The 15,604-nt window shown below is 35.7% G+C and carries 18 protein-coding genes; all 18 read left to right on the forward strand.

What is annotated here, in order from left to right; all coding sequences use genetic code 11:
• The first annotated feature begins 20 nt into the window (after positions 1-20).
• On the forward strand, positions 21-1,490 hold the full coding sequence (locus tag GGR42_RS09880; protein ID WP_167963365.1) for a DUF5687 family protein: 1,470 nt from the start codon (positions 21-23) through the stop codon (positions 1,488-1,490).
• A 34-nt stretch (positions 1,491-1,524) separates the two neighbouring features.
• Entirely contained in the window at positions 1,525-2,220 is a 696-nt protein-coding gene (locus GGR42_RS09885; protein ID WP_167963367.1) for an ABC transporter ATP-binding protein, read from the forward strand.
• Between the two features lie 134 nt (positions 2,221-2,354).
• Complete coding sequence (porW, locus tag GGR42_RS09890) at positions 2,355-4,916, forward strand: type IX secretion system periplasmic lipoprotein PorW/SprE (protein ID WP_167963369.1); 2,562 nt, start codon at positions 2,355-2,357, stop codon at positions 4,914-4,916.
• A 4-nt stretch (positions 4,917-4,920) separates the two neighbouring features.
• Positions 4,921-5,361, forward strand: coding sequence for a bactofilin family protein (locus GGR42_RS09895; protein ID WP_167963371.1), 441 nt, complete (start codon positions 4,921-4,923; stop codon positions 5,359-5,361).
• On the forward strand, positions 5,339-5,566 hold the full coding sequence (locus GGR42_RS09900) for an AtpZ/AtpI family protein (protein ID WP_167963373.1): 228 nt from the start codon (positions 5,339-5,341) through the stop codon (positions 5,564-5,566). The genes GGR42_RS09895 and GGR42_RS09900 overlap by 23 nt, the downstream gene beginning before the upstream one ends.
• Entirely contained in the window at positions 5,566-5,958 is a 393-nt protein-coding gene (locus GGR42_RS09905; RefSeq protein WP_167963375.1) for a DUF6168 family protein, read from the forward strand. Before GGR42_RS09900 ends, GGR42_RS09905 begins: the two co-directional genes overlap by 1 nt.
• Positions 5,959-6,125: 167 nt before the next feature.
• Complete coding sequence (gene atpB / locus GGR42_RS09910; RefSeq protein WP_245201426.1) at positions 6,126-7,208, forward strand: F0F1 ATP synthase subunit A; 1,083 nt, start codon at positions 6,126-6,128, stop codon at positions 7,206-7,208.
• A 33-nt stretch (positions 7,209-7,241) separates the two neighbouring features.
• Positions 7,242-7,433, forward strand: a complete 192-nt coding sequence (atpE, locus tag GGR42_RS09915) for an ATP synthase F0 subunit C (protein ID WP_167963379.1) — start codon at positions 7,242-7,244, stop codon at positions 7,431-7,433.
• An 82-nt stretch (positions 7,434-7,515) separates the two neighbouring features.
• The gene (locus GGR42_RS09920) at positions 7,516-8,016 is read left to right on the forward strand and encodes a F0F1 ATP synthase subunit B (RefSeq protein ID WP_167963381.1); all 501 of its coding nucleotides are present in this window, start codon (positions 7,516-7,518) and stop codon (positions 8,014-8,016) included.
• Between the two features lie 6 nt (positions 8,017-8,022).
• A complete protein-coding gene (gene atpH, locus GGR42_RS09925) occupies positions 8,023-8,562 on the forward strand; it encodes an ATP synthase F1 subunit delta (RefSeq protein ID WP_167963383.1) in 540 nt (179 codons plus the stop codon).
• Between the two features lie 2 nt (positions 8,563-8,564).
• Entirely contained in the window at positions 8,565-10,142 is a 1,578-nt protein-coding gene (atpA, locus tag GGR42_RS09930) for a F0F1 ATP synthase subunit alpha (protein WP_167963385.1), read from the forward strand.
• 50 nt (positions 10,143-10,192) lie between these two features.
• A complete protein-coding gene (gene atpG, locus GGR42_RS09935) occupies positions 10,193-11,050 on the forward strand; it encodes an ATP synthase F1 subunit gamma (RefSeq protein ID WP_167963387.1) in 858 nt (285 codons plus the stop codon).
• Between the two features lie 142 nt (positions 11,051-11,192).
• A complete protein-coding gene (locus GGR42_RS09940; RefSeq protein WP_167963389.1) occupies positions 11,193-12,038 on the forward strand; it encodes an alpha/beta fold hydrolase in 846 nt (281 codons plus the stop codon).
• Positions 12,035-12,529, forward strand: a complete 495-nt coding sequence (locus GGR42_RS09945; RefSeq protein WP_167963391.1) for an RNA polymerase sigma factor — start codon at positions 12,035-12,037, stop codon at positions 12,527-12,529. The genes GGR42_RS09940 and GGR42_RS09945 overlap by 4 nt, the downstream gene beginning before the upstream one ends.
• Positions 12,516-13,073, forward strand: a complete 558-nt coding sequence (locus tag GGR42_RS09950; protein WP_167963393.1) for a hypothetical protein — start codon at positions 12,516-12,518, stop codon at positions 13,071-13,073. Before GGR42_RS09945 ends, GGR42_RS09950 begins: the two co-directional genes overlap by 14 nt.
• 62 nt (positions 13,074-13,135) lie before the next feature.
• A complete protein-coding gene (locus tag GGR42_RS09955; RefSeq protein WP_167963395.1) occupies positions 13,136-13,633 on the forward strand; it encodes a hypothetical protein in 498 nt (165 codons plus the stop codon).
• A 49-nt stretch (positions 13,634-13,682) separates the two neighbouring features.
• Entirely contained in the window at positions 13,683-15,149 is a 1,467-nt protein-coding gene (locus GGR42_RS09960; protein ID WP_167963397.1) for a lipopolysaccharide biosynthesis protein, read from the forward strand.
• Positions 15,139-15,573: a dUTP diphosphatase gene (dut, locus tag GGR42_RS09965; RefSeq protein ID WP_167963399.1), complete on the forward strand. Its 435-nt coding sequence runs from the start codon at positions 15,139-15,141 to the stop codon at positions 15,571-15,573. Before GGR42_RS09960 ends, dut begins: the two co-directional genes overlap by 11 nt.
• Positions 15,574-15,604 lie beyond the last annotated feature (31 nt).

Genomic DNA, 15,604 nt, shown 5'->3' on the forward strand with positions numbered 1-15,604 from the left:
TGTAAATTAACCAGCCCATTATGTTCAAACACTTTTTAAACCTTCAATGGAAATCATTTTTTAGAGCTTCTTCCTTCAAAACGGAGATTTGGTTCAAAATACTAATGATTTTTGGAGCCCTTTATTTTATTGCCGTATTCCTAGCGCTTGGTGTAGGTTCCTATTTTATGATAGAAAAGGCAGGATGGGGAGATCCCTTAAGAGTAGTGAACAAATTCATGATTTATTATTTGGTTATGGATTTGGTCATGCGCTATATGCTCCAAAAAATGCCAGTGACCAACATAAAACCTTTATTATACCTGCCTTTTAAAAAGAGTCAGGTGGTAAATTACTCTTTAGGTAAGACAGTGGTTTCATTTTTTAACTGGGCACATGCTTTTTTCTTTATTCCCTTTTCTATTGTTCTTTTGGTTAAGGGCTACTCTCCCATTGGAGTAATAAGATGGCACTTGGGAATGATGGCCCTATTTTATTGTAATAATTTCATCAATGTTTTAGTAAACAATAAAAACGTCATTTTTTATACCATAGCTGGTGTTTTGTTTGTTTTAGGAATCTGTCAATATTATGAGGTTTTCGATATTACAACATACACTGCACCTTTTTTTGATGCGTTGTATGACATGCCTTGGACTGCATTTTTGCCATGGATTGTATTAATAGGGTTGTATCTTACTTCTTTTAATTACTTTAAAAAGAATATGTATTTAGATGGTGGTTTGGCCACAAAACACACAGAAGCCAAAACGGAAGATTTTACTTGGTTGGACAAGTATGGAAAATTGGGCACCTTCTTAAAAAATGATATTAAATTAATCAAAAGAAACAAGCGCTCCAAGACTACCGTCATTATGAGTGTTTTATTCCTTTTTTATGGATTGCTATTCTTTACGGGGGGTATTGAAGCATACGAAAACCCAGTATGGAAGATTTTTGCTGGAATTTTTGTTTCGGGAGGGTTTATGTTCACTTTTGGTTCCTATGTTCCAAGCTGGGACAGTTCGTATTATCCTTTGATGATGAGTCAGAACATATCCTACAAAGAATACTTGGACTCCAAATGGTACCTTGTTATTATTGCTACAGTAATTAGTACTGTTATAGGGACATTTTATCTTTATTTTGGGTGGGATGCTTACTTGGCCGTTTTGGTTGGAGCAGTTTACAATGTTGGGATTAATTCTTATTTGGTGCTTTGGGGAGGGGCTTATATAAAGACACCAATCGATTTAACATCGAACAAAAAAGCGTTTGGGGACAAACAGGCTTTTAATGCCAAAACCCTTTTGTTGACAATTCCAAAAATGATACTGCCATTGGTTATATATGCCATAGGCCACTATACTATAAATCCGACAGCCGGATATATTTTTGTAGCTCTCACGGGAGTAGTGGGCTTTGCATTTAAAAATTGGGTATTCAAAAAAATAGAACAGATTTATAAAAAAGAAAAATATAAAACCTTGTTGGCCTACAAAGAAAAGTAGACTTATTTTATACAAAAAGATTTAAAAGAAACACATGATAACAGCAACCAATCTTAGTAAAACATACGGGGCGCAAACCGTTCTCAATATTGAAAATCTTGAAATCCCAAAAGGCGAAAGTTTTGGTCTTGTTGGAAACAACGGAGCAGGAAAAACTACTTTTTTTAGTCTTTTGTTGGATTTGATCCAACCTACAACGGGACATATTCTAAACAACGATGTCCAAGTAAATACCAGTGAGGATTGGAAACCATTTACTTCAGCATTCATTGACGAGACTTTTTTGATAGGCTATTTAACTCCGGAGGAATACTTTTATTTCATAGGGGAGCTTAGAGGTCAGAATAAAGCTGACGTAGATGCCTTAATTTCCAATTTTGAGGACTTCTTCCATGGAGAAATATTGGGGCAGAAAAAATATTTAAGAGACTTATCCAAAGGAAATCAGAAAAAGGCAGGAATCGTGGCATCTTTTATTGGAAATCCAGAGGTAGTTATTTTGGACGAACCTTTTGCCAATCTGGATCCAACTACGCAAATAAGACTAAAAGGAATTATCAAGGATTTGGCAAAAAACAATGATGTTACCGTGTTGGTATCAAGTCATGACTTAATCCATGTAACTGAGGTTTGTGAACGTATTGTAGTGTTAAACAAGGGAGAGGTTGTAAAAGATATCCGAACATCAACAGAAACACTTAAGGAGCTGGAAAGTTTCTTTGCGGGATAGGCTTTCTGTGTTGTAAAAAAAGGACTGGGCGCAAATGCATTTTGGAACTCCGAAAAAATAAATGCATTTTACCGATGAAGCATATAATATTCTGCTAGTTTTTCAGTTAAGAGTAAACAAGAATATCGATAATTTTGAAGCTTTATTTTAAATTTGTTTTATCTGCCGTTTTGGGGATTGTGGTCTTTAATGCATGTTCCACAAAGAAAGATGCCCTTATAAACAGGAATTGGCATGCGCTTAATACCAAGTACAATACCCTGTACAATGGCAATATTGCTTTTGAGGAAGGCAGGGAAACACTCAATGACTCATACCAGGATGACTATTGGGAGATTTTGCCTATAGAACGCCTCGAGGTTACAGATGAAATAAAACTGGATTCTGAAAACAACAACCCCAATTTTGTAATTGCAGAGGAAAAGGCCACCAAGGCCATACAAAAGCACAGTATGGACATTAAGGATGTGGAACGAAATCCACAGACTGATGAGGCATTCCTCTTATTGGGAAAGGCTCGATATTTTGATCAACGCTATATACCAGCCTTAGAATCTTTTAATTATATTCTTAGGAAATATGAAGAGAGCGACAAATTAAATGAAGCCACTATTTGGAGAGAGAAGGTGAACATACGGTTGGAGAACGAAGAATTGGCCATAAAAAACCTAAAGACACTTTTTAAATACGAAACCTTAAGGAATCAGGAGTATGCCGATGCAAGGGCGGTAATGGCTCAGGCCTATATTAATCTAAAAGCTCCCGACACGGCCATTCATCAACTTAAAATTGCATCCACCTACACCAACAAAAACGCTGAAAAGGGGAGATATTATTTCATTATTGGTCAGTTGTACAATCAATTGGAACATAAGGACAGTGCCAACTATGCTTTTGACAAGGTAATTGCCTTGAATAGAAAATCCCCAAGAGTATATATGATCAATGCACATCTTCAAAAAATAAAAAACACAGAAGTTACTGAAGAAAATGAGGAAGAACTATTGGACTATTTGACCGATTTAGAGGAAAATCGGGAAAACAGACCTTTCTTGGATAAAATCTACAGGCAGATTGCCGAATATCATTTGAATAATAAGTCTGATAGCTTGGCTTTGGTATATTTCAATAAGTCTCTTAGGGCAACTCAGAACGAACCTAAATTAAATGCTTTTAATTATACAGATTTGGCGGAACATCATTTTGATAAAAATGAATACAAAACTGCTGGGGCATACTATGATAGTGTATTAACAAATCTACCTGAAAACACTAGGACGTACCGCTCTATAAAAAAGAAGCTGGATAATTTAGAGGATGTAATTTCCTATGAAGAAGTTGTACAATATACAGATAGCGTAATTAACCTGTACAACATGCCCAAAGAAAAGCAGACGGCCTATTTTGAGGAATATATTGCAGAGATAAAGAGAAAAGATGAGGAGGCCGCCAAAAAGGAAACGGAACGTCAAAACGCAGGTATAGCTGCTTTCGCCGAAACCAAAGGGGGAAAGGCAAATAAAGGCAAGTTCTATTTCTATAACATTACAAGTTTGGGTTACGGTAAAACGGACTTTAGAAACAATTGGGGAGAACGTGTTCTAGAAGACAATTGGAGATGGTCCAATAAAAGCATCACTATTCCGGTTGATGGTATTGAGGGAGAAATTGTGTCCACTACAGGAACAGCCACCACAGGCGAAATCACCGAAGAACAAAAATATTCCTTGGATTTTTATCTGGACAAAATACCAACAGATATTGCTGTCATTGATAGCTTAAAAACAGAAAGAAACTTTGCTAACTATCAGCTAGGCCTAATTTATAAAGAAAAATTTAAGGAGAATCTTTTGGCTGCCGGTAAATTGGAGCGGGTCTTAGAATCTAATCCAGAAGAGCGTTTGGTGCTTCCATCCAAATATAACCTTTATAAGATATATGAGGAATCGGGAAGTAATTTAGCGTCGGGTATGAAGGACAACATAATTAAAAACCATCCTGATTCTCGTTATGCTGAAATTTTATTGAATCCACAAGCGTTGTTGGAAGATAATATTGGGGGCCCGGATGATAAATATGCTCAATTGTATAAGCTATATCAAAACCAAGAATTTCTGCAGGTAATTACTGGTGCAGAAGAAAATATAAACACGTATACAGGGGATGAAATAGTGCCAAAGTTTGAAATGTTGAAAGCAAATGCCATTGGTAGACTAAATGGATATACAGATTTTAAAGAAGCCCTTAATTATGTGGCCCTAAACTACCCCAATAATCCTGAAGGCAAAAAAGCACAGCAAATGGTGGATGAGCAATTGCCAAAATTGGAACCTAAGGAATTTAAATTGGAAACTGGGGCAACCAATAGTGGAAATTGGAAAGTTGTTTTCCCGTTCAAAAGAAGGGATAATGAGAAAGCAAAAGCATTGATGGAGCTTCTTAAGAAATCCATAACAGATTTGAGGTACAGTAACGTAGTGTCCAAAGATATTTACAATTTAGAGAACCAATTTGTCGTGGTGCATGGCTTTTCAACAAAAGATAGGGCATTGGGCTATGCGGAGCTTTTAAAAAACAATAAGGATTATAAGGTGGCTTATGAGAATTTTGTAATTTTATCATCCAACTACAAAACAATACAAGTACATAAAAATTTAGAGGAATATAAAGAGCAAGTTTTAACCCCAAAACCCTAGAACAATGTTTTCAGACAACAAAAAACCCAGAGTTATGACAGAATTAGGTGGACAACCCAACAGAATTGAGAAAAACACAAAAATCAAAGGAGATATTATCTCTGAAGCGGATTTTAGAATAGATGGAAAACTGGACGGAAATGTAAAAACATCCGGCAAAGTAGTAATTGGTAAAGATGGCTACATTCACGGCAAAGTAGAGTGTGTAAATGCGGATATAGAAGGTAGTTTTAATGGAGAGCTTTTGGTTTCCCAGCTATTATCTTTAAAATCATCTGCGGTTATAGAGGGAACAGTTTCTGTTGCAAAATTGGCCGTTGAACCTGGAGCAACTTTTAATGCAGCTTGCACGATGGGGGCAAAAACTTCAAGCAATACATCCAGTGCTTCTTCTAGCTTTAAACAAGGAGCTATAAAAACCAATGAGCCAGCAAAAGCCTCGTAAGAAGAATACATTAAAAAATGCTTTAGTGCTTACGGGCATAGCTTTTGAAATGGGAGCCATTATTTTTTTGGCTGCCAATGGGGGAAAATGGCTGGACAGCTATTATGGTAATGAAAAAAGAATTTTTACCGCATTTGCCACACTTATTGGTGTGGCAATTTCTATTTGGGTAGTTTTGCGACAACTTAAAAGAATTAATCAATAATGCCAAAATCCAATACTATTCCGCGATTTCTTGTTTATCTATTAATCTCTTTAGGGCTGGCTTTTGTTGTGCACATAACAATTCTAAAAAGTGCAGGTTTTCCCAAATATGACAACTTTATTGTAAAGTCTTATATAGTTAATGGCACACTCGCCGGACTTATATATATTATAATTTTTGTTTTTAAGCAAAAGCTTAAGAACCAAATAGGATTTCTATTTATGGGGGGTAGTTTTCTAAAGTTTATTTTCTTTTTTCTTCTTTTTTACCCTCTTTACAAAGAGGATGGCAATATTAATAGGTTGGAGTTTGCAGCTTTCTTTGTGCCTTATGCAATTTCCTTGATAATTGAGACAATTTTTATGGCCAAAATGCTCAATAATCTTAAATAACTGGCACATCTCTTTTTACGTTAGAAATTCCTTGAAAATAACTCGGCAAATGCTTTTTTCTTTTTGGTATAATAGCGTACATTTGCACCGATTTTTAGAGACCGATATTTTTGACCGACATGCGAAAACAATTTTTTGTTAAGTTTCTTTTTATTGCTTTGTGCCTTATGGGCTTTACTTCATATGCGAGTGATAAGGAAAATGCAACTGAGGAGTCTGGAAAAGACCTTAAAACGGAAATAAAAGAATATATTCAGCATCACTTACAGGATTCTCATGATTTTTCTTTGTTTTCTTATACAAAGGAAAATGGAGAACATAAATATGTAGGCTTTCCTTTGCCTATTATTTTATGGGATAATGGGTTAAAAGTATTCTCGTCATCTAAATTCCATCATGGAGAAGAAATTGCCGAGGTTGATGGAAATCATTATAAACTGTACCACAGCAAAATATATAAGACAGATGCTCATGGAGCCATCAATTATGATGAAGAGCATCACCCTACTAATGCAAAACCTTTGGATTTTTCAATTACCAAGAATGTTGTAATGATATTCATTACTGGGTTGTTGATGCTTTGGTTGTTCACAAGTTTGGCTAAGTCATATTCAAAGAACAATGGAGTTCCAACAGGAGCTGGGCGTTTCTTTGAGCCAATTGTGTTGTATATCAGGGATGATATTGCAAGACCCAATATTGGTGAAAAAAGATACAAGAAGTACATGCCTTTCTTGTTGACCATCTTTTTCTTTATTTGGTTCTTGAATATTTTTGGGCTAACGCCATTAGGGATTAACGTCACGGGAAATATAGCTATAACATTCTCTTTGGCTATAATGACATTCTTGATTACCAATTTCACGGGAACAAAAGATTATTGGATGCACCAGTTTGATCCTTTGGGAAAGTCTTTGCCTTGGTATGGTAAAATATTATTATACATCATATTGGTGCCAATTGAATTGCTTGGGTTAATCATAAAACCTTTTTCATTATTGATTCGTCTATATGCGAATATGCAGGCGGGACATATTGTATTAATGAGCTTAATAGGGTTAATGTTTATTTTTAAAAGCTGGTTGGGAAGCCCACTTTCATTTTTATTGGCCTTCGCCATTTCATTGATTGAGATTTTAGTAGCATTGCTACAAGCATATATTTTCACCATGTTGTCTGCTTTGTATTTTGGATTTGCATCTGAAGAACATGAGCATGAGCATGAACACGAGGCGGAATTGTCTCACTAAAAATGAATTTTTAATTTTTAAACTAGATAGATTATGGAAATTCCATTAATGGTAGGTGCAGGTTTGGTTGTTATCGGTGTTGGTATCGGTATTGGTAAGATTGGTGGTTCAGCAATGGACGCTATTGCTCGTCAGCCTGAGGCTTATGGAAAGATTCAAACGGCGATGTTGATTGCAGCAGCGCTTATTGAAGGTATTGGTTTTGCTGCCTTGTTTGCGGTATAATCGAAAGTAAAGACAAATAGCTGCAACGGTTGGTTGCAGCTATTGTTTCTATTTAAAAATTAAGCTTTTTAAAATTTAAGAAATGGAAAAGTTATTAAATGAATTTTCAATTGGTTTGTTCTTTTGGCAAACTCTATTGTTCGGTTTGCTGTTGTTCCTTTTATGGAAGTTTGCATGGAAGCCAATCTTAAATGCCGTTAACGATAGGGAAGATGGTATCAAGGATGCACTTGCAGCTGCTGAAAATGCTAAAAAAGAGATGCAAAATGTAACCGCCGATAGCGAAAAGTTGCTGAAAGAAGCAAGGGCTGAACGTGAAGCTTTGTTAAAAGAAGCCCGCGAAATAAAGAATACCATTGTTTCAGACGCAAAAGAACTGGCTAAAACAGAAGGAGATAAAATCATAAAGCAGGCCCAAGCCGCTATAGAAAGCGAGAAAAAGGCAGCGGTTGCAGATATAAAAAATCAGGTAGCTAATTTATCAGTGGAAATTGCTGAAAAAGTTATCAAAGAAGAATTGTCGGACAAAAGCAAGCAGTTAAAACTTGTTGAGGGGATGTTGGGCGATATCAAATTGAACTAAGTTAAGATGAACGAAGCTAGAGCAGCCATACGTTATGCCAAAGCAACTTTGAACCTTGCAGTTGATAAAAAAGCTGCGGATGCCATAGATGTAGATATGCGTACTATTTCTAGTACCATAACAGATAATACTGAGTTACAGAATTTTCTCGACAGTCCGGTGACTAAGGGAGAAGTAAAAAAGAATGCCTTAAAAGAGGTATTTAAGGGAAGTCATGAAATTACTAAAGGATTAATTGATACCCTTACAGATAACAAACGTATTACTTTGTTAAAGGATGTTGCCTTAAAATATATAATTCTTCATGAGCAGTTAAAAGGGAAAGACATTGCCTATGTAACAACGGCAGTTCCTTTAACAGCGGATTTAGAAAAGAAAATATTGGCCCAAGTGGTTAAGCTTACAGGAAACAATGTTACAATTGAAAATAAGGTTGATGAAAGCATTGTTGGTGGTTTTGTATTGCGTGTAGGAGATTTGCAATATGATGCTAGTGTAGCAAATAAATTAAACGGATTAAAACGAGAATTTACAAATAGTCTATAAAGATGGCAGGAGTAAAAGCAGCTGAGGTATCAGCAATATTAAAACAACAATTATCCGGATTCGAAGCTAAAGCTTCTTTGGATGAAGTAGGAACGGTTTTACAAATTGGTGATGGTATCGCTAGAGTATACGGTTTGTCCAATGTTGGGTACGGAGAATTGGTAGAGTTCGAAGGAGGCTTACAGGGAATAGTACTAAACTTGGAAGAAGACAACGTAGGTGTGGTATTATTAAGCCCTTCTAGAGATGTTAAAGAAGGCTCAACTGTAAAGAGAACACAAACTATTGCATCCATTAAAGTGGGTGAAGGTATTGTTGGACGTGTTGTAAACACTCTAGGAGAACCTATCGATGGAAAAGGAGCTATTTCTGGTGATTTGTTCGAAATGCCCTTGGAGCGTAAAGCGCCAGGTGTTATCTATCGGGAACCGGTAACTGAGCCACTTCAAACAGGTATTAAGGCAATTGATGCCATGATACCAGTAGGAAGAGGGCAACGTGAGTTGGTTATTGGTGACCGTCAGACAGGTAAGACTACTGTTTGTATTGATACCATATTAAATCAAAAGGAATTTTACGATGCGGGAGTTCCTGTATACTGTATATATGTTGCTATTGGTCAAAAAGCATCTACGGTTGCTGCCATTGCGCAAACATTAGAGGACAAAGGAGCATTGGCTTATACAACTATTGTTGCGGCTAACGCATCCGACCCTGCTGCAATGCAGGTGTATGCTCCATTTGCCGGTGCTGCAATTGGTGAGTACTTTAGAGATACTGGTAGACCAGCATTAATTATTTATGATGATTTATCTAAGCAAGCTGTTGCATATCGTGAGGTTTCTTTATTGTTAAGAAGACCACCGGGACGTGAGGCTTACCCTGGAGATGTTTTCTACCTTCACTCTAGATTATTGGAGCGTTCGGCAAAAGTTATTGCGGATGATGGTATTGCTAAAAACATGAATGACCTTCCAGACTCATTAAAACCAATCGTAAAAGGTGGAGGTTCTTTAACGGCCTTGCCAATTATTGAGACCCAGGCAGGAGATGTATCGGCCTATATTCCAACCAACGTAATTTCTATTACTGATGGTCAAATTTTCTTGGAGCAAGATTTGTTCAACCAAGGGGTTCGTCCTGCGATTAACGTAGGTATATCAGTATCTCGTGTGGGAGGTTCTGCTCAGATTAAATCCATGAAAAAAGTGGCAGGTACATTAAAACTTGATCAGGCACAATTCCGTGAATTGGAAGCATTTGCCAAGTTTGGTTCTGATTTGGATGCTGCAACCTTAAATGTGATTGAAAAAGGACGTCGCAACGTTGAAATATTAAAACAAGCACAAAACGACCCTTATACAGTAGAAGATCAAGTAGCAATTATTTATGCAGGGTCTAAGAACTTGTTAAAAGATGTTCCTGTTGATAAGGTAAAAGAATTTGAAACTGATTTTATAGAATTCTTAAACGCCAAGCATAGGGGAGTTTTAGACACCTTAAAAGCCGGTAAGCTTACTGATGAGGTTACGGACACCTTAACATCAGTTTGTAAGGAAATGTCTGAGAAGTATAATTAATCCAATTTTAATCAAGTTCTTTCTTTTAGAAAGGATTTAGAATAGGAAAGATGGCAAACTTAAAAGAAATACGTAATAGAATAGCATCGGTTTCATCAACCATGCAGATTACCAGTGCCATGAAAATGGTATCGGCTGCTAAATTGAAGAAGGCTCAAGATGCTATTACCGCTATGAGACCATATTCGGATAAACTAACTGAACTTTTACAAAGTTTAAGTGGGAGTTTAACTGAAGGAGGAAGCAAATTTGCTGATAATAGAGAAGTGGAAAAAGTGTTGGTGGTAGCCATTACCTCAAATCGAGGTTTGTGTGGTGCTTTTAATACGAATATCTTAAAGCAGAGTCATATATTGGGTAAGAATACCTATGCAGGCAAGCAGGTAGATTTTGTTGCGATAGGGAAAAAGGCCAATGATAGTTTAGGCAAGAATTTTAATGTAATAGCCAATCATAGTGGTGTATTTGATGATTTAACATTTGATAATATAGCAGAAATTGCCGAAAATTTAATGAAGCAATTTACTACTGGCGAATATGATAAAATTGAATTGGTTTATAATAAATTTAAAAATGCCGCCACTCAAATCATTATGACGGAGCAGTTTTTGCCTATTGTTCCTTTAGAAGGAGATGCCAATTCTAATGCTGATTATATTTTTGAACCTTCTAAGGTAGAAATAGTGGAGCAATTGATTCCTAAGTCCCTAAAAACACAATTGTACAAGGCGGTGCGTGATTCTTTTGCCAGTGAGCACGGTGCACGAATGACGGCAATGCACAAGGCAACTGATAATGCAACGGAACTTAGAGACCAGTTGAAATTAACGTACAATAAAGCAAGACAAGCGGCGATTACCAATGAAATCCTTGAGATTGTTGGCGGAGCGGAAGCTTTAAATAACTAATCAACTTTGTTTCCTGCTGAAACAGGAATTTAGATAAGTAGAAACCTCACATTATTGTGAGGTTTTTTATTTTTTAAAATAATATGTAACATTTTGGAAAAATTGTATCAAAAGGGAAAATAAGCTAAAAATCAATTCTCTTATGAAAACAATTAAAACTAGATTAATCGTATTATTTACAATCTTTTCTTTATCGGTATCAGCTCAAAACAAAGCTTTTGAGGTAGAGGTAGTAGGAAAAGGTCAGCCCATTCTTTTCTTCCCAGGATTTACATGTACTGGTGAGGTTTGGGAAGATACGGTAGCCGAACTTTCCAAAACAAATGAGTGCCATGTATTTACTTTCGCAGGTTTTGGGAATGTTGCACCAATTGAAAAGCCATGGTTGCCAAAAATAAAAAACGCCGTAGAGGAATATATCAAAGAAAACAATTTAATAAGACCAATTGTTGTTGGTCACAGTCTTGGTGGAGCTTTAGGTCTTTGGATGGCATCTGAAGAAATAGTTGTGCTAGACAATCTTATTGTTGTTGATGCCCTGCCGTCAACAGGAGCTTTAATTATGCCTAATTTCAATAGTGATTATATGATATATGATAGCCCATATAACAAACAAACTCTAGCTATGAGTGATGAGGATTTTGAGGCCATGGCTAGCCAAATGGCGCAAGGGATGACAATGAATATTGAGAAAAAAGATTTAATTAAAAATTGGATGATACAGGCAGATAGGGAAACTTATGTGTATGGGTATACAGATTTGCTTAAGTTGGACTTACGAAAAGATATTTCAAATATTAAAATTCCCGTAACAGTATTGGGGGCAACACAGCCTTATGGAAAAGAAGCTGCACAAAAAAACTACAAAGAACAGTATAAAAACTTGGAATCCTACAACCTGATTTTTGCAGAAGGGGCTGCCCATTTTATTATGTTTGATAATCCAGAATGGTTTGTAGATCAGTTAAAGGCCCAATTTAAGCAATGAAAGAAGATATCAATTTTGAGCGACTTTATTATGAGAACTACAATATAGTAGTCCGTATATGCTTGGGGTATTTAAAAGGAAATGAATCCTTGGCTCAAGATTTGGCCCAAGAGGTATTTGTAAAGGTTTGGGAAAGCTTAGGGGGCTTTAAAGGAAATAGTAAACTCTCTACATGGATTTATAGAATTACGGTAAACACATGCCTTCTAGAACTTAGGAAAAAGAAATACACATCAGATAAAAACATAGAAGACATTGCCGAAATAAATAATACCGAGGTTGATGCTAGAAAGGAAAATCAATTAAAAAAATTGCATGGTTGTATACAGCATCTTTCAGTAGAAAAAAAAGCACTTATACTTTTAGAGATGGAAGATGTGCCACAAAAGGAAATAGCCGATATTCTTGGGCTTTCCCATGAAGTGGTCAGGACTAGAATTCACAGAATAAAAAATAATCTTAAAAAATGTATTCTCAATGGAAATATTTGAAAATTTAAAAAACGACTGGCAAAATCAATCACATCAAATTCCTTCAGATAAAGAGTTTAAAATGGTGAAGAACAAAATTAAAGCTGTAAAAAGCAAACAACGAATCATGAATGTAATTTTATTGGCAACAGTTTCAATACTTGTTTTCTTTTTCTTTTATGTGTCAGCTTATACGCAAAGTAGAATGATATGGGGCTTGACCTTAATGATAGTGCCGCTTTTGGTTAGAGTAACTATAGAGTTATTTAGTATTAGAAAGCTTAATAAAGTTAATAGAGGTATTGCTTCCAAAGCTTTTAAAGATATACTTAGGAAATATTATAAGTTGAGGAAGCAAATTCATTTTGTAGTTACACCAATTTTAGTTGGCTTATATATTTATGGGTTTACGATGCTTTTGCCGTTTTTTAAGAAAGAACTGTCTACAGGATTTTATAATTATATTGTTGTTTCATCTGTTGTAATATTAATAGTTTTGTCAATTTTTATCATCAAAGAAATTAGAAAAGAACTTCTGTTTTTGAGTGAAATCAAATTAAATTAAAACTATTTAATTTTGGCACTACTTTTGGTTTTATATCTTTATAGCATCAATTATTTGTAAAAATGAAAAACTTAATATATTCAGGAATAATATTGACTTTACTTTTTTCAGGCTGTTCTTCTCAAAAAATTCTACAAACAGAAGCCCCTTTTGTTTTAGGAAATGTTACTGCTCAAAAATGGGTTGGCGGAATGGAACAAACTGGAACTGGGTATGAGTTGAAGATTCCGATACCAGAAATACTCAAGGATAATGTAGTACTGGAAGAAGTTTTTTTTAGAGGGAGAATTGCTGAGATTACCATGGAAAACAAGCAGGTGGCAATGGCAAAATATACCAGTTCCAAGCCAGATATCATAATGCATGCTGATCCTAAGGAAGAAGTTGGAAACCAACCTCCATCCATGGACAAGAAAAGTAAAAAAAAGTTTCCGTTTGAGCTCACTTCCAGTGAAGCTGTTCTAAGCTACAATGAAGATGGAAAAACTAAATACTTTAAAATTAAAAAAGTCAAAGAATTGGCCCCTAAAATATTTCCTGCTGCAAAACCAAGGGACTAACTTTGTCCACAGGGTTTAAATAACTACTTTTAAGCTCTATTTTGTAGCATTGAGCCCATTAAAAAAACTTTTTAAGCAAACTTTTATTTATGGTTTGGCAACTGTCTTGCCAAAAATGCTCTCATTTTTGCTTCTGCCTTTATATACGGGTATTTTGGAAACTGCGGGTTATGGTGAAATATCTGTAATTTTTGCATGGTTTGCAATTTTTAACGTAATTCTTGCCTATGGCATGGAAACCTCTTTTTTTAGGTTTTACAATGGATCCAGAGATAAACACAAAGTAACCTCCACAGCTTTAATATCAATTTTGGCAACTACTCTTATTTTCTTGGTTTTGGCACTTTTGCTACAAAGCACAATTGCCAACATCACCAAAATTGATGCAATGTACATTAAGTATGCTATATATATTATTGCACTAGATGCCTTGGTTGTTGTTCCTTTTGCTTGGCTAAGGGCAAGAGAAAAGCCAATGCGCTATTCCTTGGTTAAAATTTTGAATGTGGTCATTAATTTGGGTTTGAATGTCTTTTTCCTTTTGATTCTTCCAAAAATTATGGCCAACAATCCTGATTCAGTTTTAAAAGGTCTGTACAAGCCCAATTTTGAGATTTCATACATCTTTATATCCAATTTAATTGCCAGCGGGATAACGCTTTTATTAATGATAAGGCTTTATTTTAGAAGGCCCTATGTGTTTGGTTTTTCCTTGTGGAAAAAAATGATGAAGTATGGATTGCCCATTTTGGTAGCTGGAATTGCATTTACTATTAATGAGGTTTTTGACCGTATTTTACTTACAGAACTTCTTCCTGAAAGTATTGCTGATAGTGAAGTGGGGAAATATTCTGCCTGTTACAAATTGGCTTTATTTATGACGCTTTTTGGCACGGCTTTTAGAATGGGAATAGAACCTTTCTTTTTTAGCCACTCTTCATCTAGTAAACCACAATTGGCCTATGCCCAAATCACCAATTATTTTGTAATTCTGGGAAGTGTTATTTTATTGGGAGTCATTGTATTTTCGGATGTGCTAAAAGTAATTTTTATCCAAAATAAAGAGTATTGGGAGGCCATGACCATTGTTCCCATTGTGATTTTAGCGGCCTTCTTTTTAGGAATTTATCATAACCTATCGGTATGGTATAAAGTAACCGATAAAACAATCTATGGAGCTTATATTTCATTGATTGGCGCTATATTAACGATAATAATTAATTATGCTTTAATACCCGAAATTGGTTATATGGCTTCTGCTATCGCAACTTTGTCGGCTTATGGCAGTATGATGTTTTTGTCGTATTTCTTTGGAAGAAAATATTACCCAGTTCCATATAATATGAGGAAAATATTATTTTATCTATTAGTGTCAATTCTGTTTTCTGCTTTATCCTTTTATGCATTTAATAGAAATTTGATTGTTGGTAGTATGCTGTTCTTATTGTTTTTGGGATTGGTATACAAACTGGAAAATGAAAAACTAAAAAGAATATTTATTAAAAATGAAGATTAAAATAATAAATTGTTCCAATCATCCGTTGCCACATTATGAAACCATTGCTTCTGCTGGTATGGACCTCAGGGCTAATATTTCAGAACCTGTAACATTGGCACCTTTAGCAAGGGCCATTATTAAAACAGGTCTATTTATTGAGTTGCCAATAGGTTTTGAGGCTCAGGTAAGACCTAGAAGTGGCTTGGCGGCCAAAAAGGGAGTTACAGTTCTCAATGCCCCTGGAACCGTGGATGCTGATTATAGGGGCGAAATTGGGGTTATTCTTGTGAATCTTTCCAATGTAGAATTTGTTATCGAAGCAGGAGAACGAATTGCCCAGCTGGTCATTGCAAAACATGAAAGGGCAGAATGGATAGAAGTAGATGAATTAACAGAAACCCAAAGAGGAGAAGGAGGCTTTGGTAGTACTGGCGTAAAATAAATTATCATTTTGGCAGAGCCGAAGATTTTGA

It is taken from the genome of Saonia flava, assembly GCF_011927795.1.
Classification (GTDB): Bacteria; Bacteroidota; Bacteroidia; order Flavobacteriales; family Flavobacteriaceae; genus Saonia; species Saonia flava.

Excerpts from the sequence above, each read along its gene's own strand:
- dut (WP_167963399.1), top strand. The coding sequence starts at position 15,139 with ATGAAGATTAAAATAATAAATTGTTCCAATCATCCGTTGCCACATTAT.
- GGR42_RS09885 (WP_167963367.1), top strand. The coding sequence starts at position 1,525 with ATGATAACAGCAACCAATCTTAGTAAAACATACGGGGCGCAAACCGTT.
- GGR42_RS09945 (WP_167963391.1), top strand. The coding sequence starts at position 12,035 with ATGAAAGAAGATATCAATTTTGAGCGACTTTATTATGAGAACTACAAT.
- GGR42_RS09920 (WP_167963381.1), top strand. The coding sequence starts at position 7,516 with ATGGAAAAGTTATTAAATGAATTTTCAATTGGTTTGTTCTTTTGGCAA.
- GGR42_RS09905 (WP_167963375.1), top strand. The coding sequence starts at position 5,566 with ATGCCAAAATCCAATACTATTCCGCGATTTCTTGTTTATCTATTAATC.
- GGR42_RS09900 (WP_167963373.1), top strand. The coding sequence starts at position 5,339 with ATGAGCCAGCAAAAGCCTCGTAAGAAGAATACATTAAAAAATGCTTTA.
- atpG (WP_167963387.1), top strand. The coding sequence starts at position 10,193 with ATGGCAAACTTAAAAGAAATACGTAATAGAATAGCATCGGTTTCATCA.
- GGR42_RS09950 (WP_167963393.1), top strand. The coding sequence starts at position 12,516 with ATGGAAATATTTGAAAATTTAAAAAACGACTGGCAAAATCAATCACAT.
- atpA (WP_167963385.1), top strand. The coding sequence starts at position 8,565 with ATGGCAGGAGTAAAAGCAGCTGAGGTATCAGCAATATTAAAACAACAA.
- GGR42_RS09895 (WP_167963371.1), top strand. The coding sequence starts at position 4,921 with ATGTTTTCAGACAACAAAAAACCCAGAGTTATGACAGAATTAGGTGGA.
- atpB (WP_245201426.1), top strand. The coding sequence starts at position 6,126 with ATGGGCTTTACTTCATATGCGAGTGATAAGGAAAATGCAACTGAGGAG.
- GGR42_RS09880 (WP_167963365.1), top strand. The coding sequence starts at position 21 with ATGTTCAAACACTTTTTAAACCTTCAATGGAAATCATTTTTTAGAGCT.
- GGR42_RS09940 (WP_167963389.1), top strand. The coding sequence starts at position 11,193 with ATGAAAACAATTAAAACTAGATTAATCGTATTATTTACAATCTTTTCT.
- GGR42_RS09955 (WP_167963395.1), top strand. The coding sequence starts at position 13,136 with ATGAAAAACTTAATATATTCAGGAATAATATTGACTTTACTTTTTTCA.
- atpH (WP_167963383.1), top strand. The coding sequence starts at position 8,023 with ATGAACGAAGCTAGAGCAGCCATACGTTATGCCAAAGCAACTTTGAAC.
- atpE (WP_167963379.1), top strand. The coding sequence starts at position 7,242 with ATGGAAATTCCATTAATGGTAGGTGCAGGTTTGGTTGTTATCGGTGTT.